This is a genomic window from Lutibacter sp., from assembly GCF_041596795.1.
Lineage (GTDB): Bacteria > Bacteroidota > Bacteroidia > Flavobacteriales > Flavobacteriaceae > Lutibacter.
On sequence record NZ_JBFHHX010000026.1, the window covers coordinates 1 to 24,234 of the forward strand.

Annotated in this window: 26 protein-coding genes; 11 read left to right on the forward strand and 15 right to left on the reverse strand. The window is 29.9% G+C overall.

What is annotated here, in order from left to right; genetic code table 11:
* Together ABY298_RS05000 and ABY298_RS05005 are read right to left on the reverse strand one after the other, a co-directional pair.
* A partial coding sequence (locus ABY298_RS05000; protein WP_372744912.1) for a DUF4270 family protein occupies positions 1–585 on the reverse strand: 585 nt, incomplete at its 3' end.
* Positions 586–612: 27 nt separating this feature from the next.
* Positions 613–1,425, reverse strand: coding sequence for a glycogen/starch synthase (locus tag ABY298_RS05005; protein ID WP_372744913.1), 813 nt, complete (start codon positions 1,423–1,425; stop codon positions 613–615).
* A gap of 108 nt (positions 1,426–1,533) precedes the next feature.
* On the opposite strand from ABY298_RS05005, the gene panC reads away from it, so the two are divergent.
* Genes panC through radA form a run of 4 tightly spaced genes read left to right on the forward strand, consistent with a single transcriptional unit; the run spans position 1,534 to position 5,145 of the window.
* Entirely contained in the window at positions 1,534–2,373 is an 840-nt protein-coding gene (panC, locus tag ABY298_RS05010; RefSeq protein WP_372744914.1) for a pantoate--beta-alanine ligase, read from the forward strand.
* A 38-nt stretch (positions 2,374–2,411) separates the two neighbouring features.
* Complete coding sequence (panD, locus tag ABY298_RS05015) at positions 2,412–2,765, forward strand: aspartate 1-decarboxylase (protein WP_372744915.1); 354 nt, start codon at positions 2,412–2,414, stop codon at positions 2,763–2,765.
* A gap of 1 nt (position 2,766) precedes the next feature.
* A complete protein-coding gene (locus tag ABY298_RS05020) occupies positions 2,767–3,741 on the forward strand; it encodes a YbhN family protein (protein ID WP_372744916.1) in 975 nt (324 codons plus the stop codon).
* A 45-nt stretch (positions 3,742–3,786) separates the two neighbouring features.
* Positions 3,787–5,145, forward strand: a complete 1,359-nt coding sequence (radA, locus tag ABY298_RS05025) for a DNA repair protein RadA (protein WP_372744917.1) — start codon at positions 3,787–3,789, stop codon at positions 5,143–5,145.
* A 46-nt stretch (positions 5,146–5,191) separates the two neighbouring features.
* Here radA and ABY298_RS05030 read toward each other — a convergent pair whose 3' ends face one another.
* On the reverse strand, positions 5,192–5,938 hold the full coding sequence (locus tag ABY298_RS05030) for a uroporphyrinogen-III synthase (protein ID WP_372744918.1): 747 nt from the start codon (positions 5,936–5,938) through the stop codon (positions 5,192–5,194).
* A gap of 17 nt (positions 5,939–5,955) precedes the next feature.
* Positions 5,956–6,618, reverse strand: a complete 663-nt coding sequence (locus ABY298_RS05035; RefSeq protein WP_372744919.1) for a DUF4271 domain-containing protein — start codon at positions 6,616–6,618, stop codon at positions 5,956–5,958.
* 69 nt (positions 6,619–6,687) lie between these two features.
* Between ABY298_RS05035 and ABY298_RS05040 the strand changes: the two genes are divergently transcribed.
* The 3 genes from ABY298_RS05040 to ABY298_RS05050 are packed head-to-tail and all read left to right on the forward strand — an operon-like array spanning position 6,688 to position 9,185.
* The gene (locus ABY298_RS05040; RefSeq protein ID WP_372744920.1) at positions 6,688–7,407 is read left to right on the forward strand and encodes a polyprenol monophosphomannose synthase; all 720 of its coding nucleotides are present in this window, start codon (positions 6,688–6,690) and stop codon (positions 7,405–7,407) included.
* A gap of 10 nt (positions 7,408–7,417) precedes the next feature.
* Positions 7,418–8,767 carry a dihydroorotase gene (locus tag ABY298_RS05045; RefSeq protein WP_372744921.1) on the forward strand — a complete coding sequence of 450 codons (1,350 nt, stop codon included), beginning with the start codon at positions 7,418–7,420 and terminating at the stop codon, positions 8,765–8,767.
* On the forward strand, positions 8,760–9,185 hold the full coding sequence (locus ABY298_RS05050) for a DUF4296 domain-containing protein (protein WP_372744922.1): 426 nt from the start codon (positions 8,760–8,762) through the stop codon (positions 9,183–9,185). The genes ABY298_RS05045 and ABY298_RS05050 overlap by 8 nt, the downstream gene beginning before the upstream one ends.
* A 2-nt stretch (positions 9,186–9,187) precedes the next feature.
* Here ABY298_RS05050 and ABY298_RS05055 read toward each other — a convergent pair whose 3' ends face one another.
* The gene (locus ABY298_RS05055; RefSeq protein WP_372744923.1) at positions 9,188–10,189 is read right to left on the reverse strand and encodes an SDR family oxidoreductase; all 1,002 of its coding nucleotides are present in this window, start codon (positions 10,187–10,189) and stop codon (positions 9,188–9,190) included.
* Positions 10,190–10,301: 112 nt separating this feature from the next.
* Between ABY298_RS05055 and tyrS the strand changes: the two genes are divergently transcribed.
* Positions 10,302–11,597: a tyrosine--tRNA ligase gene (tyrS, locus tag ABY298_RS05060; RefSeq protein ID WP_372744942.1), complete on the forward strand. Its 1,296-nt coding sequence runs from the start codon at positions 10,302–10,304 to the stop codon at positions 11,595–11,597.
* A 178-nt stretch (positions 11,598–11,775) separates the two neighbouring features.
* Here tyrS and ABY298_RS05065 read toward each other — a convergent pair whose 3' ends face one another.
* Positions 11,776–12,756, reverse strand: a complete 981-nt coding sequence (locus ABY298_RS05065) for an acyl transferase (protein WP_372744924.1) — start codon at positions 12,754–12,756, stop codon at positions 11,776–11,778.
* A gap of 87 nt (positions 12,757–12,843) precedes the next feature.
* Between ABY298_RS05065 and ABY298_RS05070 the strand changes: the two genes are divergently transcribed.
* The 3 genes from ABY298_RS05070 (at position 12,844) to ABY298_RS05080 (ending at position 16,270) form a co-directional block, all read left to right on the forward strand.
* On the forward strand, positions 12,844–13,380 hold the full coding sequence (locus tag ABY298_RS05070; RefSeq protein WP_372744925.1) for an RNA polymerase sigma factor: 537 nt from the start codon (positions 12,844–12,846) through the stop codon (positions 13,378–13,380).
* 14 nt (positions 13,381–13,394) lie between these two features.
* Positions 13,395–14,600: a hypothetical protein gene (locus ABY298_RS05075; RefSeq protein WP_372744926.1), complete on the forward strand. Its 1,206-nt coding sequence runs from the start codon at positions 13,395–13,397 to the stop codon at positions 14,598–14,600.
* 128 nt (positions 14,601–14,728) lie between these two features.
* The gene (locus ABY298_RS05080; RefSeq protein WP_372744927.1) at positions 14,729–16,270 is read left to right on the forward strand and encodes an aldehyde dehydrogenase family protein; all 1,542 of its coding nucleotides are present in this window, start codon (positions 14,729–14,731) and stop codon (positions 16,268–16,270) included.
* A gap of 103 nt (positions 16,271–16,373) precedes the next feature.
* Here the strand turns inward: ABY298_RS05080 and ABY298_RS05085 are convergent, their stop codons facing one another.
* The 9 genes from ABY298_RS05085 to atpE form a co-directional block, all read right to left on the reverse strand.
* Positions 16,374–17,105, reverse strand: coding sequence for a metallophosphoesterase family protein (locus ABY298_RS05085; protein WP_372744928.1), 732 nt, complete (start codon positions 17,103–17,105; stop codon positions 16,374–16,376).
* 36 nt (positions 17,106–17,141) lie between these two features.
* The gene (locus ABY298_RS05090; RefSeq protein WP_372744929.1) at positions 17,142–18,278 is read right to left on the reverse strand and encodes an ATP-binding protein; all 1,137 of its coding nucleotides are present in this window, start codon (positions 18,276–18,278) and stop codon (positions 17,142–17,144) included.
* Between the two features lie 6 nt (positions 18,279–18,284).
* Entirely contained in the window at positions 18,285–19,040 is a 756-nt protein-coding gene (locus ABY298_RS05095) for an SDR family NAD(P)-dependent oxidoreductase (protein ID WP_372744930.1), read from the reverse strand.
* Between the two features lie 112 nt (positions 19,041–19,152).
* A complete protein-coding gene (locus ABY298_RS05100; RefSeq protein ID WP_372744931.1) occupies positions 19,153–20,085 on the reverse strand; it encodes a hypothetical protein in 933 nt (310 codons plus the stop codon).
* A gap of 238 nt (positions 20,086–20,323) precedes the next feature.
* Entirely contained in the window at positions 20,324–21,184 is an 861-nt protein-coding gene (gene atpG, locus ABY298_RS05105) for an ATP synthase F1 subunit gamma (RefSeq protein ID WP_372744932.1), read from the reverse strand.
* A gap of 73 nt (positions 21,185–21,257) precedes the next feature.
* On the reverse strand, positions 21,258–22,835 hold the full coding sequence (atpA, locus tag ABY298_RS05110) for a F0F1 ATP synthase subunit alpha (RefSeq protein WP_372744933.1): 1,578 nt from the start codon (positions 22,833–22,835) through the stop codon (positions 21,258–21,260).
* Between the two features lie 34 nt (positions 22,836–22,869).
* Positions 22,870–23,427: an ATP synthase F1 subunit delta gene (gene atpH, locus ABY298_RS05115; RefSeq protein ID WP_372744934.1), complete on the reverse strand. Its 558-nt coding sequence runs from the start codon at positions 23,425–23,427 to the stop codon at positions 22,870–22,872.
* Positions 23,428–23,437: 10 nt separating this feature from the next.
* Complete coding sequence (locus ABY298_RS05120; protein ID WP_372744935.1) at positions 23,438–23,935, reverse strand: F0F1 ATP synthase subunit B; 498 nt, start codon at positions 23,933–23,935, stop codon at positions 23,438–23,440.
* 77 nt (positions 23,936–24,012) lie between these two features.
* The gene (atpE, locus tag ABY298_RS05125) at positions 24,013–24,204 is read right to left on the reverse strand and encodes an ATP synthase F0 subunit C (protein ID WP_090223467.1); all 192 of its coding nucleotides are present in this window, start codon (positions 24,202–24,204) and stop codon (positions 24,013–24,015) included.
* Positions 24,205–24,234 lie beyond the last annotated feature (30 nt).

The window sequence follows — 24,234 nt, forward strand, 5'->3', positions numbered from 1 at the left end:
ATCATCAGCATTTACTTTAAAGTTTCCGGAATACAATGCTTCATCTCCTTTTTGAAAAACTTTATCGGAATAATACACTGCACTTTTACTAGGATCATTAGGATCTAATGTATTTAAAAAGGTTTTAAGTTCATAAACACTCAATTTAAATGCAGTTTCTTTATTTCCAAAAACCGAATCTAGCGAAAATTTTGGCTTACCATCACTATAATTATCTTCGGTGGAATATTGGTATGGAATGTTTATAAAAACAGAATCTATACTAGTATCAACTCCATAACCATTTGCATAGCTTTCTCCGGTTGAAGGTAAACTTAATTGGGTAATAATTGATGCTTGTAAATTACCAAACTCATTATCTCCATAAACACCTAATAAAAATTGTGAAACACCCGATGTATTAACTCTTTCTACGTTCACATTTTCTGTAAAAACTTCTGAAACATACACGTTTTTATCAAAAACATCATTATCAATAAGGGTTACGCCAATACTTTCAATTTCTTTTTCACAAGAAATTAAACTTAAAACAAAAAGGGCTAAAAGCCCAAAGTTTTTAAATTTTCGTAAACCTTTTAAACCCATATTTACATTTCTGTTTATTTTTTTTGATTACTGATCTAGTACTTGTTCTGTATAAAAACTTGTATAAGCGCTATCAAACTCGTCTACTGGAAAGTAATCTAGGACTGGTTTTTTATATGTTTTTAAATAATTAATAATTTCATCTGATAAATTTTCACTTGCTTTTATAACAGCATCAGAATTTTCAATGGCATTAATTAAAATATTTGAATGGTTTGGAGTTGTTATTGAATTAATTTTAGAGTCGCTAATATTATCAAATTTAATTTTATTAGCAAATTCAGTATTTAAAGAACCTTCAAAACCATTATTGTACAATGAAGTAACTATTTTACTATTTGCAAACAAAGCATCGTCTTTATAATATTCTTTAATATACAAAGGTAAAAGAGAAGCCATCCAACCGTGCACATGAACTACATCTGGAGACCAGTTTAATTTTTTTACAGTTTCTACAACACCTTTTGCAAAAAAGATAGCTCTTTCATCATTATCTTCAAAAAGTTTATCTTCTTCATCTGTAAATAATGCTTTTCTTTTAAAATACTCATCATTATCTATAAAATAAACTTGCATTCGCTCTTTTGGAATAGATGCAACTTTAATAATTAATGGCATATCCATATCATTAATTACTAAATTCATACCTGATAATCGGATAACTTCATGTAACTGATGCCTTCTTTCATTTATTAAACCATATCTTGGCATAAAAATACGCGTTTGGCCTCCTTTGTCATGAATCATTTTAGCAGCTTCAAAAGAACTTGTAGAAAGCTCATTATCAGGTAAATAAGGCACAACTTCTGAGGAAACAATCAATACTCTCTTATCTCTCATAATCAAACTCTTTATTTTAAAGATTATGCAAAATTACGAAAATTTATGTAGAATTTAACTTGAAACATGTAAGTTTGCACGCTTTTAACGTTTATTAACAAATAGCATATGTTAGTTTTTGCTAAAATAAAATCAATTCAACAAAAAATAAAGGAACTTCCTAAAGGAACTTCTATTGGCTTTGTACCTACTATGGGTGCGCTACATAAAGGTCATTTATCTTTAATAGAAAGAGCCAAGCGAGAAAATGATATTGTAGTAGTTAGTATTTTTGTAAATCCTACTCAGTTTGATAAGCAAGAAGATTTAATTAACTATCCTAAAACAATTGATTCGGATTTATCTTTATTAAAATCTGTATTTTGTGATATAGTTTTTACTCCAACTGCTCAAGAAATTTATGCAAATAGTATTGTTTCAACTTCTTTTAATTTTGATGGTTTAGAACATCAAATGGAAGGTAAATTTAGAACAGGACATTTTGATGGTGTTGGTACTATTGTAAAAAAATTATTTGAAATTGTAACTCCAACCAAAGCGTATTTTGGTGAAAAAGATTTTCAACAATTACAAATTATAAAAAAAATGGTTGAAAAAAATCATCTTCACGTAAAAATTATTCCTTGTGATATTTTTAGAGAAGAAGACGGTTTAGCCATGAGTTCGAGAAATACAAGACTGACAAATGAACATAGAAGTGCTGCTCCTTTTATTTATAAAACACTAAAAGAAGCTAAAATAAAATTTGGCACAGAAAATGCACTAGATGTAATACAATGGGTTGAAAATGAGTTTAAAAAACATCCGCTTTTTGAATTAGAATATTTTGAAATTGCCGATGAAGACACTCTTTTAACTATAAAAAACAAGAACAAACAGCAAAAATACAGAGCCTTTTTAGCCGTTTTTGCTGGAAATATTAGACTTATAGACAATATAAGTTTATAATTATTAACAGATTAACACAAAATTATTAATTTTGCACCATGCAAATACAAGTAGTAAAATCAAAAATTCATAGAGTCAAAGTTACCGGAGCTGATTTACAATATATTGGCAGTATAACTATTGATGAGGATTTAATGGACGCATCAAACATTATTCAAGGAGAAAAAGTTCAAATTGTAAATATTAACAACGGTGAACGCCTTGAAACATATGCTATTCCTGGCCCAAGAAAAAGTGGCGAAATTACCTTAAATGGTCCTGCAGCCCGTAAAGTAGCCAAAGGAGATATTATTATCATTATTTCATACGGAGTATTAGATTTTGAAGAAGCAAAATCTTTTAAACCATCACTTGTTTTCCCAAATGAAAATGATAATTCATTAACTACCTAATTTGAAAGTAAATTTTAAAAAAATAACTTTATTAATACTCCCAATAGCCTTGGGAGTATTTTTAATTTGGTACTCTTTATCTCAACTATCGCCAAGCGATGTACTTTCTATTAAAACATCATTTAAAACAGCCAATTATTGGTGGGTAGTATTATCTTTATTTTGTGGAATTTTAAGCCACATTTCAAGAGCATACAGATGGCAGTTTTTATTAGAACCTTTAGGCTACAAACCTAAACTTGCCAATAGTATAATGACGGTTTTAATAGCGTATTTATTAAACCTATTTGTACCAAGATCAGGTGAATTTGCCAGAGCTGCAAGTATAAAAAAATACGAAAAAATACCATTTGAAAAAGCCTTTGGAACCATTGTTGCAGAGCGCGTAACCGATGTAATTATGTTACTAATAATTATGGGTGTTGCCTTTTATTTACAAACAGATTTGGTTAGCAGTTATATTTTTAAAGATGACGGACAGAGTAGTTTTTATTCAAAAATCATCATTTTTGTAGTATTACCAATTTTAGGATTTACATCATTTAAATTACTTCAAAAATCAACCAATCCAATAATTCATAAATTAATACAATTTATAAATGGTTTGTTAGATGGTGTAAAAAGTATTTTTTCAATGAAAAAAAAGTGGAAATTTCTTTTTCACACTCTATTTATATGGGCCATGTATTTACTAATGTTTTACGTAGTAACTTTTGCATTACCAGAAACAACTAATTTACCTTTTGCGGCTATTATTGTTGGTTTTGTAGTTGGCGGATTAAGTATGGCATTAACCAATGGAGGGTTGGGATCTTATCCTATTTTTGTTGCAAGCGCTTTAATTTTATACCAAGTTGAAGGCAATCCAGCACGTGCTTTTGGTTGGATTATGTGGACTGCACAAACCATTATGGTTATTTTATTTGGTGGTCTTTCATTTTTATTAATTCCAATTTACAACAAGTATAAGAAGTAATGCTCTTTTCTTAGTATATTTACTTTTTTCAATTTAAATATAAAAATGGCTAAAGTAAAAACATCTTTTTTTTGTCAAAATTGTGGTACTCAGTACGCCAAATGGTTAGGACAATGTAATTCTTGCCACGAATGGAACACTATTGTTGAAGAAGTTATCCAAAAAGAAGAAATAAGAAACTGGAAACAAACACCCGTTGCTAAAAAAACAAATAAAGCATTAAAAATAAATGAAATTCCTTTTGATAAAGAAGATAGAATTTCAACCTTAAATAACGAATTAAACAGAGTTTTAGGTGGTGGATTGGTAAAAGGATCAATGACACTTTTAGGTGGTGAACCCGGAATTGGAAAATCTACTTTATTACTACAAATTGCTTTAGGAATACCAAAAAGAGTACTGTATGTTTCGGGTGAAGAAAGCCAATCGCAAATAAAAATGCGTGCAGAAAGATTACATAGCAACAATACAAACTGCTTAATTTTAACAGAAACAAACACCCAAAATATTTTTAGAGCTATAGAAGAAGTGCAACCAGAAGTTGTGGTAATAGATTCTATTCAAACCCTGCATACAGAATATATTGAGGCCTCTCCTGGTTCTATTTCTCAAATTAGAGAAACTACCGCAGAATTTATAAAATTTGCCAAAGAAACAGCCACTCCAGTGCTTTTAATTGGTCATATTACTAAAGATGGCGCAATTGCTGGGCCTAAAATTTTAGAACATATGGTTGATGTGGTTTTGCAATTTGAAGGAGACAGAAATCATACTTACAGAATATTAAGAGCTAATAAAAATAGATTTGGATCTACTGCCGAGTTAGGTATTTACGAAATGCAAAATATTGGTTTACGTGAAGTTGAAAACCCATCGGAAATATTAATATCTCAAAAAGAAGGCGATTTAAGCGGAACAGCAATAGCTGCTACTTTAGAAGGAATGCGCCCATTAATGATTGAAGTACAAGCATTAGTAAGCACAGCTGTTTATGGAACTCCACAACGTTCAGCAACTGGTTACGATACTAAAAGATTAAACATGTTATTAGCCGTTTTAGAAAAACGAGCAGGATTTAGATTAGGCGCAAAAGATGTATTTTTAAACATTGCCGGAGGTATAAAAGTAGATGATCCTGCAATTGATTTAGCGGTAATTTCTGCCATTTTATCATCTAATGAAGATGAAGCCATTTCACAAGATTTTTGTTTTGCTGCTGAAATTGGTTTAGCAGGTGAAATACGTCCCGTAAATAGAGTTGAACAACGTATTTTAGAAGCCGAAAAATTAGGCTTTCATAAAATTTTTATTTCAAAATTTAATAAAATAATTAAACCTTTTTCCACTATTAAAGTAGTAAAAGTAGCAACGGTAAACGATATTTATACTAATTTATTTGCATAAAAAAAACCGAGTTAAACTCGGTTTTTTTATGCTATAACTTTATAAATTATTTTTTATTTGCCTCTAAAATATATCTTTCCAAAGCCATTGTCATTGACGGTGTTTCAGGTGTTGGTGCAGGAATATTTATACTTAATCCAGCATCTGTTGCTGCCTTAATTGTTGAATCTCCAAATGCAGCTATACGTGTATTATTTTGTTTAAAATTTGGAAAGTTTTTAAACAAAGAGTCAATTCCTGAAGGAGAAAAGAACACTAATACATCATAAAACACATCTGTTAAATCAGATAAATCACTCATTACAGTTTTGTAAAAAACACCTCTATCCCATTTCACGCCTAAATCATTTAAAGTTTCAGGAACAATATCCTTTAATTTATCTGAAGAAGGTAACAAGAATTTTTCATCCTTGTATTTTTTAATAATTTTTGCTAAATCACTAAACGTTTTTTCACCAACATAAATTTTGCGTTTTCTATAAACAACATATTTTTGCAGGTAATAGGCTACTGCTTCTGATTCACAAAAATATTTTAAATCATCAGGAACAGTAAATCTCATTTCTTCAGCAATTCTAAAGAAGTGATCTACAGCATTTCTGCTAGTTAAAATAATAGCAGTGTAATTTTTTAAATCAATTTTTTGAGCTCTTACCTCTTTAGCATTAACTCCTTCTACATGAATAAAAGGTCTAAAGTCTATTTTAACTTTTTGCTTTTCAATTAAATCTAAATACGGTGAGTTTTCGGCTTTTGGAGCTGGTTGGGAAACCAAAATTGTTTTCACTTTCATAAACTTCAATTTTGTCTTTAAATGGTTAGTTTTAAAATAATCACAAAGGGCGCTATTTCAAGAGCGCAAAGGTACAAAATAAAATAAAATATGTTATTAAAAATTAGGTTTTTATTATTTGTCAATAACAACAAATACCTTACAACTAGCAAACCTATAAAAAGAAATAACAATATGTTAAAAAAAAGGACTCTTAAAACACTTGTGTATGAGTACACTACTAAAAAAGGTAATATCCACAATATCAAGTTATTAAAGTAGCTTAATTTATCGTAAACAACTTTTTTATATGCTTTTTGAAAATTTAATATGGCTGCTAAAAAAACACCTAATAAATAATGAATTACAAAATACAATGTTAAACAACTAGCTATAATTATATAACCAACAAACCCTTCTAAAGATGAATTTATCTTAAAATAATTATTTATATGATATATAATTAGTGAAATACTTAAAACTTTAATAGAGAAAAGCACAATTTGAAACAAGTTAAATACCACGCTTTTATCTTTACCAAAATAAATTAATAAAAACTTTTTTTGAAGAAATAGCGTTCCCGTATGTAAAATCCGATTGTTAAACAACAATTTATTGGCAGTTAAAAGAACCAAAATAAACAGAAAAACGAATGTCATCCAATCGTTATTTTCCGAAATTATTTTACTTGCCTCAAACATTTACCTAGATATTATTATTAACGCAAAATTAGGAATAATTTGTTTTATCTTTGCGCATAATTTTGCTATATGTCAAATACACTTGTAATAATACCTACATACAACGAAAAAGAAAATATTGAAGCTATTATAAGGGCTGTCTTTTCAGAAGAAAAACAATTTGACATTTTAATTGTTGATGATAGTTCTCCCGATGGAACCGCTGAAATTGTTAAACAGTTACAAACTGAATTTCCGCGCTTATTTATAGAAATAAGAAAAGAAAAAAATGGTTTAGGTACTGCGTATATTCACGGATTTAAATGGGCTTTAGCTAAAGGATACGAATATATTATGGAAATGGATGCTGATTTTTCGCATAATCCTTCCGATTTAATTAATTTGTACAATGCTTGTGCTATAGACGGTGCTGATTATTCTATAGGGTCAAGATATTTAAATAACAAAATAAATGTTGTTAATTGGGATTTTAAACGATTATTTTTATCATATTTTGCATCAAAATACGTAAGAATAATTACAAGTATTCCTATTTACGATACAACAGCAGGGTTTGTTTGTTATCATAGAAAAGTATTAGAAAATATTAATTTAGATAAAATTGAGTTTGTAGGCTATGCCTTTCAAATTGAAATGAAATTTAATGCTTGGAAAAGAAAATTTAAACACAAAGAAGTTTCTATTATCTTTACCGACAGAAAGAGAGGAACATCAAAAATGAGCGGATCAATTATTTCTGAAGCTATTTTTGGAGTTATTAAAATGAAATTAAAGGGATTGCAATCATAAAGAAAAGAATATGAGTTTAACACTTATTAAAAACGCACAAATAGTAAACGAAGGCAAAATATTTGAAGGTGATGTACTAATTGACGGTGAATTTATAGTTGATATCGATTCTTCAATAAGTTTAAAATCTTCAAGCACTACAGTAATTGATGCTGAAGGTAAATACTTGTTTCCAGGTGTAATTGATGATCAGGTTCATTTTCGTGAGCCAGGCTTAACACATAAAGCAACTATAGAAACCGAAAGTAAAGCTGCCGTTGCCGGTGGAATTACTTCTTTTATAGAAATGCCAAATACAGTACCACAAGCTACAACACAAGCCTTGTTGGAAGAAAAATTTGAGATTGCTTCAAAAACTTCTTATGCCAATTATTCTTTTATGTTTGGCGGAACTAACGATAATTTAGAAGAATTATTAAAAACTGACCCAAATAATGTTGCCGGAATTAAATTATTTTTAGGCTCATCAACAGGAAATATGTTAGTGGATAATGACGAGGTTTTAGAAAAAATATTTTCATCAACAAAAATGTTAATCGCAGTACATTGCGAAGATGAAAAAACTATAAAAGCAAATTTAGAAAAGTATTTAAAAGAATATGGCGATGATATTCCTGTTGAATTACATCATAAAATAAGAAGTGAAGAAGCTTGTTACTTATCTTCATCAAAAGCAATTAAACTAGCTAAAAAAACTGGTGCTCGCTTACATGTTTTTCATTTATCAACAGAAAAAGAAACAGCACTTTTCTCTAACAAAACACCGTTAGCAAAAAAACAAATTACCGCAGAAGTTTGCGTACATCATTTATATTTTGATGAAGAAGATTACAAAACAAAAGGAACTTTAATTAAATGGAACCCTGCTGTTAAAACCAAAAAAGACAAAGAAGGCTTGTGGAAAGCTTTATTAGATGATAAAATTGATATTATTGCAACAGATCACGCACCGCATACTTTAGAAGAAAAACAACAAAGTTACACCAAAGCACCTAGTGGCGGTCCGTTAGTACAGCACGCATTGCCAGCAATTTTAAAAGCGCATAAAAACGGTTTAATTTCTATTGAAAAAATAGTAGAGAAAATGTGCCATAATCCTGCTATTATTTTTAAAATTGAAAAACGTGGTTTTATTAAAAAAGGATATTATGCCGATTTGGTGTTAGTTGATATAGCATCTCCTTGGACTGTTAAAAAATCTAACATTTTATACAAATGTGGATGGTCTCCATTTGAAGGCGACACTTTTTATTCTAAAATAACACACACTTTTGTAAATGGCCATTTAATGTACAACAATGGCATTTTTAATGAAACCGAAAAAGGACAACGATTGAAGTTTAACAGATCCAATGAATAGATTTTTTACCATAGTTTTAATAGGTATTCTTTTAATTAATTGTACTAGTAACACAATTATTAAAAAACCCGATAATTTAATTCCAAAAAAGGAAATGGTAGATCTATTAACAGATTTACTATTGGCTTCGGGTGCTGAAAATGTTAAAAACTTACAGTTAAAAAGAAAAGTTAATTATTTTCCGCTTGTTTTTGAAAAGTACAACATTGACAGTACACAATTTAAAGAAAGCAATTATTATTACTCAACAAAAGTTGATGAGTATAATGAAATAATTAGAGAGGTTGAAACCCGGTTAGAAATGTTATTAAAAAAAGTTGAGGGAGAAAAAAAACTAAAAGACTCCTTAGCAAACAATAAAAAACCTTTTAAACAAAAACCACAAGAAGAACTTGAAAAAGGTGCATTTGTAAAATAACCTTATTTAGTATACAACTTACAAACTTTTTTAATAGTATCGTCTACCTTCTCAAACTGAAAATTTAGTGCTTTTTGTATTTTTTCTGATGAATAATAATGCTTATTATGAATTGATTTGGCAGATTGTTTAGTTAACAATGGTGTTGAATTGGTTAAAACAGAACGCACCCAATCCAACCTCCAACCAATTTCACTTAATAACTTTGTAACCTTAATTGAAGGCGCTTTTTTATTGAAATTTAAAGCAATTAAATCAAAAACATTTTTAAAACTTACGTTTTCCGAAATTAAAATAAAGCGTTCATTTTTAATGTTTGAATTCATTAACTGAATCATTATTTTAACAACATCCGTAACGGCAACAAAACCAGTTATACCTTTAGAATAAAATTTTAATCCTTTGTAAATTTTAGAAAAAAACAATCCAGAACCATTATGCCAAAATCCAGCACCTAAAATAACACCCGGATTTACAATTACAACATCAACACCTTCTTGTGATGCTCTCCAAACTTCCATTTCAGCACCATATTTTGTAATAGCATAACCGTAATTATTCTTTTCAATATTCCACTCCCCTTCCTCATTAATAATTTTATTACCAATTATTTTTTCAATAGTAGCAATAGAACTTACAAAACATAATTTTTTAACTGAATTAGCTATACAAAGGTTTACAATATTTGAAGTTCCATCAATATTAATTTTTCGCATTGCTTTATAATCTGCAGGATTAAACGAAACCAATGCTGCAGAATGATACACTTTTGAAATATTTTCAAACGCACTCTCTAATTGACAAATATTTGTTATATCGGCTTCAACCCAAATAATTTTAGAAAACAACTGCTCATAATTTTTAGTGTAATAACTAAACACTTTTTTTACAGCATTTAAGTCACTGTTTTTTCTATAAATAGCCTTAATTGTATCATTTTCTAATGAAAGATGATACAATAAATGTGCCCCAACTAAACCTGTTCCTCCGGTAACTAATATCATAAAACGAAAATAGCAAAAATGTTGGTTTATCTTGTAAATTAAACTTATAAAAAACTAATAGTTTAAACAGTTAACTACAAGTAAAATTTTATCTTTGCCTAAATTAAAAATTTTGATAATGAATTTTGTAGAAGAACTACGTTGGAGAGGTATGTTACACGATATCATGCCGGATACTGAAGAATACTTACTAAAAAATAAAACAACTGGTTATATTGGATTTGATCCTACTGCCGATTCTTTACATATTGGAAGTTTAGTGCCAATTATTATTTTAATGCATTTTCAAAAAGCTGGTCATAACCCAATTGCTTTGGTTGGAGGTGCAACTGGTATGGTTGGTGATCCATCAGGAAAATCGGACGAACGTAATTTGTTAGATGAAGAAACATTAGCAAAAAATGTTGCAGGAGTTCAAGGACAACTAGCACGTTTTTTAAAGTTTGACAATACCGATATTGAAAATCCAGCGGAGTTAGTTAACAATTACGACTGGATGAAAAATATTTCGTTAATTGAATTTGTGCGCGATGTAGGAAAACATATAACTGTAAACTATATGATGGCAAAAGATTCTGTAAAAAAACGTTTTGCTGCTGATTCTGAAGTAGGAATGAGTTTTACAGAATTTACCTACCAATTATTTCAAGGGTATGATTTTTACCATTTATACAAAGAAAAAAACTGTGTGCTTCAAATGGGAGGTTCAGACCAATGGGGAAATATAACCACTGGAACTGAATTAGTTAGAAGAAAAGCACAAGGAAAAGCATACGCATTAACTTGTAAGTTAATTACCAAAGCTGATGGAACTAAATTTGGAAAAACCGCTGGTGGAAATGTTTGGTTAGATGCCAACAGAACTTCACCTTATAAATTTTACCAATATTGGTTAAATTCATCAGATGAAGATGCTGAAAACTACATTAAAATATTTACGTTTTTAGATAAAGAAACTATTGAGGCTTTAATTGCAGAGCATAAACAAGCACCGCATTTACGCATTCTTCAAAAGAAAATTGGTGAAGAAGTTACAGTAATGACTCATGGTGTTGAGGCGTATGAAAATGCCATAAAAGCATCTAACATTTTATTTGGAAATTCTACAACAGATGATTTAAAAAGTTTAAACGAGCAAACATTTTTAGACGTATTTGATGGCGTTCCTCAAGCAGAAATTGAGCGTTCAGCTATTGAAAGCGGTTTAAATATTGTTCCTGCTTTTGCCGAAACAGGATTTTTAAAATCTAATAGTGAAGTAAGAAGATCTTTAAATGAGAATGCAATTTCTGTTAATAAAGAAAAAGTGACTGAGGATTATAATATTACTTCAAAAGATTTAATTGCAGATAAATTTGTGTTATTACAACGCGGTAAAAAGAGTTACTTTTTATTAAGAGTAATTTAATTTATTAAATATATTTATAAAGAAGACTGCAGTAATGCGGTCTTTTTTTTTGTATAATGTTTAAACTGTAATTCTATAATTATAATTGTCATTCCTGCAAAAGTAGGAATCTAAACAGAGATTAAAATTGGTTTTCTGTTTACTCCAAAATGACAAAAAAGCTTTGAAATATCAAAACTTACTTTAACAACAATAAATTACAACCTCTAATATCAGAATTATCAAAACGTCCTAAAACTTCAAAACTTCCATTTGGGTATGTTTTTCCTAAATCTTGTGTTGCAATAAATGAGCAAGAATTAATATTAGCTAAGTCAATTACATTAATTCCACCCGATTTTCCTTCGGGTAATGTTGTTAAAGCATCTTCAGGATCTCTTGTTATTATTTTCATCCACGGCGGACACTCAAAAATTCCATTTCCCTTAGAATATGCTTGGCTTAGTAACTCGGTCATACCATATTCCGAATGAATTTTATCAACTCCAAAACCCTCTTTTAAAATGTGGTGTAATTCCTCTCTTATTAATTCCTTTCTTCTTCCTTTCATTCCTCCAGTTTCCATAACAATGGTATTTTTTAGATTGAATGAATAGCTTTCAACCAAATCTAACAATGCAAAAGAAACGCCAATAAGTAGTACTTTTTCGCCTTTTTTATCTAATTCAATCAAATTTTTAGCCAATTCATCTAAATTATGCAGATAAAATCCGCTTTTTGGTTTGTTAGATTTTTCAATAAAATGGTTCGCCATATAAATTAATGACGATCCGTTTCGTTCTAAATAAGAAGGTAATAATGCTAAAACTGTATAATTTTTAATACTTCCATAAAAATACTCAAACCCTTTGGTAAAGCTTTCTTCATATATAGAAACATCAGTAACAAAATGCTTGCTTTGCGTTTGTCCTGTTGTTCCGCTGCTTAAAAAGGTTTCTTGAATTTTACTATTTGATGAAACTATTTTATGTGATTTAAAAAACTCAATAGGTAAAAAAGGAATATCAACAATACTATTTATTTCTAAAGGATTGATTTTTAATAGTTTTAAAAATTGGGAATAAACCAAATTATTCTTTGCCTGAAACTGAAATATTTCCAAAGCAAAACTCTCAAATTCTAGAGAATTATTCGATTTTATACTACTTATTTTCTTCATAAAATTGTGAAACATCGCAAAAGTAATGTAAATTTACGCAACCTATTATCTTTTTAGGTATCTTATTAACAATTAAAACGCTAGCATTTGGGTTTAAATAAACTCATAAAACAATGTGCGAAAAATGACCAAAGGGCACAAAAAGAGATTTACCAACTTTTTGCTGGTAAGTTGTATTCTATATGCCTAAAGTATTCAAAAAACAAACAAGAAGCTCAGGATAATTTTCAAGATGGATTTATTACCATTTTTAATAAAATTGGGCAGTTTAATTTTGAAGGTTCTTTTGAAGGTTGGCTAAAGCGAATTATGGTAAACACTGTTTTATTAAAATATAGAAAAAAACCAGTGTTAAATATTGTTACAGAAGAAATTCCAGATGAGGTAATTGTTGATATTGATGATGACGAAATTTCTTTAGATTTTTTACTGAATTTGATTCAGGAGCTGCCCGATAGGTACAGAATGGTTTTTAACTTATATGTACTTGATGGGTATTCTCATAAAGAGATTTCGGAAATGATGCAAATTGCTGAAGGTACTTCAAAATCTAATTTAGCAAGAGCACGTGCAATTTTAAAACAAAAAATTGAGATTCATCAAAATGGTCTACAATCTGTTTAAGATAAAAGGTAAAAGTGAGAGATTACAAAAATATTGATCGAATTTTTCAGGAAAACTTAAAAGATTTTGAAGTATTTCCTCCTAATATGTCTTGGGATGCAATTGAAAAAAAATTAATTGCAAAACCCGTTAAACGTCGTATTCCTTTCTGGATAAAATTATCTAGTATAGCAGCCCTTTTTGTAGTGCTTTTTAGCGTTGGAACTATTTATTTATTACCTAAAATAGATTTTACTAAAAATTTTTTAATTGAAAATACCTCTATAATTAAGGCAGATAAAACCGATACTATTACTCAAAAAAAAGCAGTTAACAAAAGTTCAAATACTACTAATTATAACAGTTTAAATGCCGAAAATAAATCTTTAGTTATAGAAGCAACTAGTTTTAATAATTCTGCAAATAGTTTAGAGGATGAAAAAGAACATAAAACAGCTAACAATAAACTTCAACTAAATAAGTTTTTAATTTCTGACAGCAACAAAAATCCTTTTAATATTACCGAAGAAACTAAAAAAACAGCTAACAAGAATAGTAAATTTACCGTAGCTACTATATTTGCCCCAATTTATATCAATTCATTTGGTGATGGATCTGGTGTAGATTCACAATTTAAAAACAATCCAACATCTGGAAATTCGTCCTATTCTTATGGAGTAAAATTAGCCTATCAATTAAATAATAAATTCACAGTGCAATCTGGGGTAAATCTTATTAATTTAGGATATACAACAAACAATATTTATATAAACCCATCGGCTTCAGTTATTGGTTTTTCAAATCTTTCTGCAGAACCACTTGTGTCAAGAAATGCAGTGTCAACATCAAAAAACACTGCTGTTAATGCTTCAAATTCTAACACAGGAAACTTAAATCAAGTTTTTGGATATGTTGAAATTCCTTTAGAGTTAAAATATAATATTACCGATGGAAAATTTGGCGTTAATTTAGTTGGTGGTTTTAGTACACTTTTACTAAATAAAGATGAAGTTTTTATTGAAACTAGCAGTTTTTCTCAAAGTTTAGGATCTTCTAACAATTTAAGATCCGTAAATTTTAGTGGAAATATTGGTGTAGATATAGATTATTTAATTCATAAAAATTTATATATAAACGTTTCTCCAATGTTTAAAATGCAAACAAATACCTTTTCTAAAAACTCTGGAAGTATTCAGCCATATTACCTAGGAGTTTATACAGGTTTAAATTATAAGTTTTAGTTGGTTTATTATTTGGTTAACAGCCAAATATTGAATGTTGAAAGCCGTTTTAAAAATAAAACGGCTTTTTTATGTAGGCCATTTATAATTTGTAAATTTGTTGTAACCAATTATATAAAATACGCTATATGGAAACTTCTAACATTAAAAAATCACTGCTTAAATTAAATGTTTTAGACACAAATAAAGGAACATCTACTGGTTCTAATTTCTTTGGAAGTGGAACTACAATTGATTCATATTCTCCTGTTGATGGTAAATTAATAGGAAAAGTACAAGCAACAACAAAAGAAGATTACGAAAAAGTAATTAACAGTGCTCAAAAAGCATTTAAAACCTGGAGATTAGTTCCTGCACCTCAAAGAGGTGAAATTGTGCGTCAGTTTGGCGATAAATTACGTGAATTAAAACAACCTTTGGGTGAATTGGTTTCTTATGAAATGGGAAAATCTTTACAAGAAGGATTGGGTGAAGTTCAAGAAATGATTGACATTTGTGATTTTGCGGTTGGCCTTTCTCGTCAATTACACGGTTTAACAATGCATTCGGAACGACCAGGACATAGAATGTATGAACAATACCATTCTTTAGGAATTGTTGGAATAATTTCGGCTTTTAATTTTCCTGTAGCTGTTTGGAGTTGGAATACTGCTTTGGCCTGGATTTGTGGAGATGTTTGTATTTGGAAAGCATCAGAAAAAGCACCACTTTGCAGCATTGCTTGTCAACATATTATTGCAGATATTTTAAAGAAAAACAACTTGCCAGAAGGAATTTCTTGCATTGTAAATGGCGATTATAAAGTTGGTGAATTTATAACAACCGATAAACGAATTCCATTAATCTCAGCAACAGGTTCTATTAGAATGGGTAAAATTGTTGCTAAAACTGTTGCAGAACGTTTAGGTAGATCTTTATTAGAATTAGGTGGAAACAATGCAATTATAATTACTCCAAACGCCGATTTAAAAATAAGTATTATTGGTGCTGTTTTTGGCGCAGTTGGAACCGCCGGACAACGTTGTACATCAACACGAAGGTTAATTATTCACGAATCTATGTACGAACAAGTAAAAAACACATTAATAGATGCATATAAGCAATTACGAATTGGAAATCCACTAGATGAAAAAAACCATGTGGGACCATTAATTGATAAAGATGCCGTAAAAATGTACCAAAATGCTTTGCAAAAAGTGGTTGAAGAAGGTGGAAAATTATTGGTAGAAGGTGGTGTTTTAAAAGGAGAAGGATATGAAAGTGGTTGTTACGTAAAACCTGCCATTGCAGAAGCTAAAAATACTTTTGAAATTGTACAGCACGAAACTTTTGCTCCAATTTTATATTTAATAAAATATTCTGGTGATGTAGAAAATGCAATTGAAATTCAAAACGGTGTTGTGCAAGGTTTATCATCGGCAATTATGACAACTAATTTACGTGAAGCTGAAAAATTCTTATCGGTTGCTGGTTCAGATTGCGGAATTGCCAATGTTAATATTGGAACTTCTGGAGCCGAAATTGGTGGTGCTTTTGGTGGTGAAAAAGAAACTGGTGGCGGACGTGAATCGGGTTCTGATGCTTGGAAAATTTATATGCGTAGACAAACTAATACTATAAATTACACTACCGAATTACCTTTAGCGCAAGGCATAAAATTTGATTTATAAACTAAGATCGGCTGTTTGAAAATTGAATTTGGTATTTAGCATGATGGGATTCTGAAACAAGTTCAGAATGACAGTTCTTAATAATTTTCAAACAGCCTATTTTTTAGTTTCTACCTTTTTCATTAGGATATAAAGTATATGCCGGATCGCTTTGCCAAAATTGTTTTGTATCTACATCCATAATTGTTAACGGTCCTTTTAAAGCCGCTGAAGTATCAATATTCCAAACATTTGCTCGTTGCTGCGGTGTGTCTTCTTCAATTCGAGCTAAAACTGTATGACCAATATAAATTTCGTTATAATTTTTTAATCTTTTTGGGTAGTAAAGACTATCTTTTGGTAAGTTTTTATCCATTGCTAAAACCATTTCCCACAAAGTTCTATCCCAATAAAAACTTTTTGTAAAAGCTTCATTTTTAACACCATTTTCATTTGTAAAACCTGCATGAGTAAACAATCTATTGTTTGTATCTAAATAGTAATTCTCTAAAGTTTCAAAAAAATGTATGTGAAGATTAATTTCTCTTTTGGGAATTGGTATGTACGAATCTATAGTTGTTTGCCCGCCGTGTAATAACCATTGCGGATTGTAACTGTCTTTTTGTAAATAATCTAAAAATAATTCATCATGGTTTCCTCTTATAAAAATACAGTTATGAGAAGATTTTAGTTCTATTAAAAAGCGAATTGTGTTTGCGGCATCGCTCCAACCATCAACATAATCACCTAAAAAAATAAGCGTATCATTTTCTGTAACATTTGCACGTTCTAAAACTTGTTTCAATGCTTTTAATGCTCCGTGTATATCTCCAATTACTAATATTCTCGATTTCATAAAATAAATTAAGTGGTAAAAATAATAATTATATTTTTATTGGTAGTTTACTTTACGCAAAACACGTACTGCTTCCTTGTATTTTATATAACTGGTTTTATCTTCTAAATTTTTTAAATACTGTTTAGATTCCTTTAAACGTAAAAAGGCATTTGGAATATCATTTAAAACGCAAATCATATAATTTGTTGGCATTTCTAATAAATTTAATTGTTCAATTTCTGTTAATGGAACATTCTTTTTTAATTTTTGAAGAATGGCATTGCAATTATTAAATATATGTTGCAAAACAGTTTTATCAAATTGTGGTGGTGTAAACAAGAGTTCGGTAACAATATCATGTTTGCCGTTTTCTTTAAAATTAATAATTGTTTTTTCTAAAGGATAATAATCAAAAACTTCGTTTATTTTTAAAAATACATATTCTGTTATTATAAAAGATTGTTGGTTTACTTCTATTTTAACTTCATCTAAAGCGGAATAAAACAATCTTACCTGTTCGTTAATTAGTTCAATATCAACCCTTGAATAAAATATTTTATTTTTTACAATTTTTTTTTGACCTGCCCAACATAACACAAATTGTTCATTAAAAACTTTATATGTTGGATGATATTCTTCGTGTTTTTTAAAAAAATCGAAAACACCATCTAAAGTTAATTCAATATTATTGCTGGCATTTTTTTCAATGGCTTCAACAATTTCTTTGTTTGTATTTACAAGTTCATATTTTCCTAAAGTAGACATAGAATTGCTTCCTCGTCTAAAAAAAACACGTCCCTTTACGTATTTCCAAATGCCTTTTTTAAGTGATGTTATTTTGTTATTTGAATGTATGGTAACTAAACCAACTACTTTATAACGTGGTAAACTTGGAAAGGCTATGTTTTCGTATTGTATTTTTGGTGGATTGGCTAAATATGAATTAATTAAATTTTGAATTTTACTGTCATCAAAAAAATCGACTCCTTCTATTTTATTAGATTGATCTTCAACTCCAATTACAATATAGGAGTTGTTTTCAGGGTTTGAATTTGATAATGCGCATACGTGTTTTAAAAACTTGGCTTTTCCTTCCTTGGTATCTAAATTTATTTGTTCCTTTTTATCGTAAAAGCTATTTTCATCGGTATACGTAAGTAAGTTTTTAATTAAAAGGCGTTTATTAATCATTTTAAATTATTGTCTGTTTAATATAGTAGCACTTGCTTGTGCGGTTGGATATACTACTAAATCCTCTATATTTACGTGATATGGCCTTGTTACAACAAAATAAATTATATCTGCAATATCTTCTGCTTGCAGTGCTTTAAAACCTTTATATACGTTGGCAGCTTTTTGTTTATCTCCTTTAAAACGTACTTCAGAAAATTCGGTTTCTACAGCTCCAGGATGAATTGCAGACACCCGAATATTGTAGTTGTTTAAATCTAATCGCATACTCTTATTTAACGCGTTTACAGCGTATTTAGATGCGCAGTATACATTTCCATTAGGATACACTTCTTTTCCTGCAATAGAGCCTATATTTACCACAAAACCGTTGTTGTTTTCAATCATTTTTGGTAAAATTGCTTTAGAAACATATAATAAACCTTTTACATTAATATCTAACATTGCATCCCAATCGTCTAAACTTCCATCTTGAATAGTATTTAAACCATGTGCATTGCCGGCATTATTTATTAAAATATCTATTTGTTGAAATTGTGGAGGTAAACTTTCAATAGCTTTAAAAACCTCCTCTTTTTTGCTAACATCAAATTGTAAAGTGGTTACATTGGTTAGTGTTCCTAATTGTTCTTTAAGTTCGGCTAAACGTTCTGCTCTTCTTCCACAAAGTACTAGTTGAATGTTGTTTTTTGCGAAAATTTCTGCAGTAGCTTTTCCTATTCCTGAAGTTGCACCTGTTATAAATGCCGTTTTAAGTTTCATTTTTACTGTGTTTTTTAAGAATATAAATATACAAAAAAACCGTTCCTAATCAGGGAACGGTTTAGGATGGTTGGTTATTTTATTAACCAACCAAAAATCAACTAACCAAACTTTATTTTAAATTTCTTCTAACTTTTGTTTCTCTTTCTACTTTAGTTCGTTTTCTACCTTCATTACTTACAGAATATTCACTTTTATTTGACGAACTAGATTTTTTATATTGAATATATCCTTTTCCGGTGAATTGGTATGTTGTACCAGAATTAATATGATATAAACTTATTTTATTATCATTAATAACGTTCAACTCAAATTCTTCATTGCCCCAATAATCATAATCTAATGTTAAAATTTTTAGATTGTTATATCCTTGTACATTAGCTACGTTATAACTTCCTACATAATCCCAATAAATATTAGCAATATTTGTACCAATTAAATCTTGTGAAGAATAAAATGTTGTTAAATTTTCTGGTGTAAAAGCTAAAAAGTTTTCGTTATCAAACTCGTTTAAGGCGCCTGTTGCACTTGTATATGTTTTTTCCCAAGCGTTGTATTCTTGCAAGAAATATTCAATATTATCGTAAAATATTTGATCATAATCAAAATTATATTTCTGATAACCTTCTAAATAATAGGTAACGTTATTATAATTATCTTTTAGTTTTATTCTATCGCTTGCTAATTGAATAACATCAAAATCGTAATAGCCATTAACATTATGATCTATTTCTAAATAACCGTTGTAGGTATTATAATATCCAATTAGAATTCCATAACCATTTCCTGTAGATCCAATTCCTACCAAATTGTTATTGGCATATAGTTTTCCATTAATAAATGAAATGGTAAATGCTTTTGATAAAAAAGGTACATCACCTGTTCCTGTTGTTAAATTATAATCTACGTACCATAAATCATAAGCCGATACAATATTTTCTAATGATACGTAACTTGGCCCATAATCATCTTCAACAATTACACTGCAAGCAGAAAAAGATATACCAATAATAAGTGTTGCAAAAAGTAATTTTATAGTTCTCATAATCATCTGTTTTATGGGTTATAATTATAAGTTTTCAATTTCCGTGCCAAAACGTAAAGTTATATCAATTCCAATTTTAAACATCAGAGATACAGGTGTATAAGTGAATTTGATTTAAAACAAAATAATTAACTAAACAACGTTTATTACAATAAAAAAGGGTTTTTCAAAATTTGAAAAACCCTTTTTTATAATTATTAATTGTTTAAAGCTTCTGTACTTTAATATAAGTTTACGTTTAATTATTAAGCGCTTCGGCACCTCCTACAATTTCTAAAATTTCATTTGTAATTGCAGCTTGACGTGCTTTGTTATAGGTTAATTTTAACTCGTTACGTAAATCGGTTGCATTATCAGTTGCTTTGTGCATTGCAGTCATACGTGCTCCGTGTTCCGATGCAAATGAATCTCTAATTGCTTTGTACAATTGTGTTTTTAATGATTTAGGAATCAGTTCTAACACAATTTCAGCTTTTGATGGTTCAAAAATATAATCTGTATTTACTTTTACAGCTCCTTTTACAGGTTCAATAGGTAAAAATTGTTCAATAGTTACAATTTGTGTTGCAGCATTTTTAAAATGATTGTACACTAAATCCACTTTATCATAGTGTCCTTCAGCAAACATTTGCATTATTTTCTCAGCAATAACAGCTACATTTTCAAAAGTTAATTCATCAAATATTTGGTTATTTTTTTCAATAACTTTAAAAGTTTTGGATAATATATCAAATCCTTTTTTACCAATAGTAAGTAGCTCTACTTGCTTACCTTTATAAGTATCCTCAACGTATTTAGTGGTTCCTTTAATTACGGATGAATTAAAACCTCCGCATAAACCTCTATTGGAAGTAACTACCACAATTAATACTTTGGAGACTTCTTTTTGTTGTGAATAAACACCGCCAACTTCACCTTCAAGTGATGCGCTTAAACTTTGTAAAAGTTCCGTAAGTTTTTCAGCATACGGTCGCATTTGTGTAATTGCATCTTGTGCTTTTTTCAATTTTGCAGCCGATACCATTTTCATAGCACTGGTAATCTGCATTGTTGAACCAATGGATGCAATTCTGTTACGTATTTCTTTTAAGTTTGCCATTTATTTCTGGTATCTAGAATTTAGTATTGAGCAGTGAGAGTAGCATCTCAATGCTCAATACAAATAATCTTTATTAAGCGTATTTCGCTGAAACTTCTTTTGCTGCACTTGTTAATACATCAATAACTTCATCGGTTAATTTACCGGCTTTTAAAGTATCTAAAGTATCTTTATGTTTAGCATTTAAGTATTCAATGTAATCACTTTCAAATTCCTTTACTTTTTCAACAGGAACTGCTCTAAGTAAGTTTTTAGAACCTGCATATATAATTGCAATTTGATCTTCTACTTTAAACGGATCTGCTTGATTTTGTTTCAAAATTTCCACATTTCGTTTCCCTTTTTCAATAACATTCATAGTAGCTGCATCTAAATCTGATCCAAATTTCGCAAATGCTTCTAACTCGCGATATTGTGCTTGATCTAATTTTAAAGTACCTGCTACTTTTTTCATTGATTTAATTTGCGCGTTACCTCCAACACGAGATACTGAAATACCTACGTTAATTGCTGGACGTACACCCGAGTTAAATAAATCTCCATCTAAGAAAATTTGTCCGTCAGTAATAGAAATTACGTTTGTTGGAATATATGCTGATACGTCTCCTGCTTGTGTTTCAATAATTGGTAAAGCCGTTAAAGATCCTCCCCCTTTTATTTTTCCTTGTAAGGAAGCTGGTACATCATTCATTTGAGCAGCAATAGTATTATTGTTAATTACTTTTGCAGCACGTTCTAATAAACGAGAGTGTAAGTAGAAAACGTCACCTGGATACGCCTCACGTCCTGGTGGACGACGTAATAATAACGATATTTCACGGTAAGCAACCGCTTGTTTAGATAAATCGTCGTACACAATTAATGCAGGACGACCTGTATCTCTAAAATACTCTCCAATTGCAGCACCTCCCATTGGAGCATATACTTGCATTGCGGCAGCATCTGAAGCGTTAGCCGCAACAATTGTTGTATAAGCCATTGCTCCTTTTTCTTCTAATAAATTTGCAATTCCGGCAACCGTAGATGCTTTTTGACCAATTGCAACATATATACAATATACTGGGACTCCAGCATCGTAAAATTCTTTTTGATTGATGATGGTATCAATAGCAACTGTAGATTTACCAGTTTGACGGTCACCAATAATAAGTTCACGCTGACCTCTACCAATTGGAATCATAGCATCAACTGCTTTTAAACCAGTTTGTAATGGTTCAGTAACTGGCTCACGGAAAACAACTCCTGGAGCTTTACGTTCTAAAGGCATTTCAAAAGTTTCTCCTTGAATAGGACCTTTACCATCAATTGGAAAACCTAAAGTATTAACAACTCGTCCTACAATACCTTCTCCTACTTGTAATGAAGCAATTCTTTTAGTTCGTTTTACTGTAGAACCTTCTTTAATTTCTTTAGAGTGTCCTAACAATACAACACCTACGTTGTCTTCTTCAAGGTTTAATACAATTCCTTCTAATCCATCTTCAAACTGAACTAACTCACCGTATTGCACATTTGCTAAACCGTATACACGAGCAATACCATCACCCACTTGTAGTACTGTTCCAACCTCATCTAATGAAGCTGAACCTTCAAATCCTGCTAATTGTTGTTTTAAAATCGCTGATACTTCAGCTGGTTTTATTGATGCCATTTTTTATGTTTTTTAAAACTAAAATCTTTATATATTACAATTTTGCTACAAAATTCTCGTCAGCAAATTGTCTTTTTAATACTTGTAATTTATTTGCAATGCTTGCATCGTACTGAATATCTCCAATACGTAGAATAAATCCACCAATAATATCTGGATTTATACTGTTTTCAATGGTTGCATTTTTACCTGTAATTTCTATTATTTTGTTTAATACTTTTTTATTTAAATCTTCGGTTAAAGGAATTGCTGTGGTTACTTTTGCAATTTCTATTCCTTTTAATGAATCGAAAATAACAGTGTATTTTTTGGCTACTTCTTCTAAAATAGATAACCTTTTATTGTCAATTAATAGATCTATTAATCCTTGAGATAAACTTGAAATATTTTGAGCAAATACTGCTTTAATAGCTTGTTTCTTTAAGTCGGTTTTTACAACTGGGCTTGTAAGCAATAATTGCAAATCTTTACTTTCTTTAATGGTGCTTGCAACTAACAACATATCATTATTTACCTGAACTTCTTTTTGTTGTTCAAGTGCAAAACTTAATATTGCTTTTGCATATCTTATTGCTGCTCTGGATCCGCTCATTTTTGTTAACTTATAGAGTTACTTCTTTTAACATATCCTCTACAAGCTTTGTTTGTTTTGCTTTATCAGATAGTTCTGCTCTTACAACTTTTTCAGCTATGTTTAATGACAATTCTGCAACTTGCGTTTTAATTTCAGAAATTGCAGCATTTTTTTCTGCTTGAATTGTTGCCTGTGCTTGTTCAATTACTTTTGTAGCCTGAATTTTAGCTTCTTCTTTTGCGTCTGCAATCATTCCTTCTTTCATTTCACGCGCTTCTTTTAAAAGTAAATCACGTTCTGCACGTGCTTCTTTTAAAATACGTTCATTATCTGCAGTTAAGTTTTGCATTTCTTTACGTGCATTTTCAGCTTCGTCTAAGGCGTTTTTAATACCTTCTTCTCTTTCATTTACAGCGTCTAAAATTGGTTTCCAGGCAAACTTTTTTAATAAAAGTACCAATCCAATAAATAAAACTAATTGCCAAACAAATAATCCTAATGAAAACTGTTCTATCAATTTTTCCATGCTATATTGTTATTTTTTAATTAATAGTTTTAAACAATAGCTACAACCAACCGTTATAGCTATTGTTAATAATTTTCTTAAGCTGCAAATAAAGCTGCAAACCCAATACCTTCAATAAGTGCTGCTGCAATAAGCATAGCTGTTTGAATTTTCCCTGAAGCTTCAGGTTGACGCGCAATAGCTTCCATTGCTTGTCCACCAATTCTACCAATACCAATACCAGCACCGATAACAATTAAACCAGCTCCAATGTAATTTAAACCTTCCATAATATATATATTAATTAATTAAACATTCAA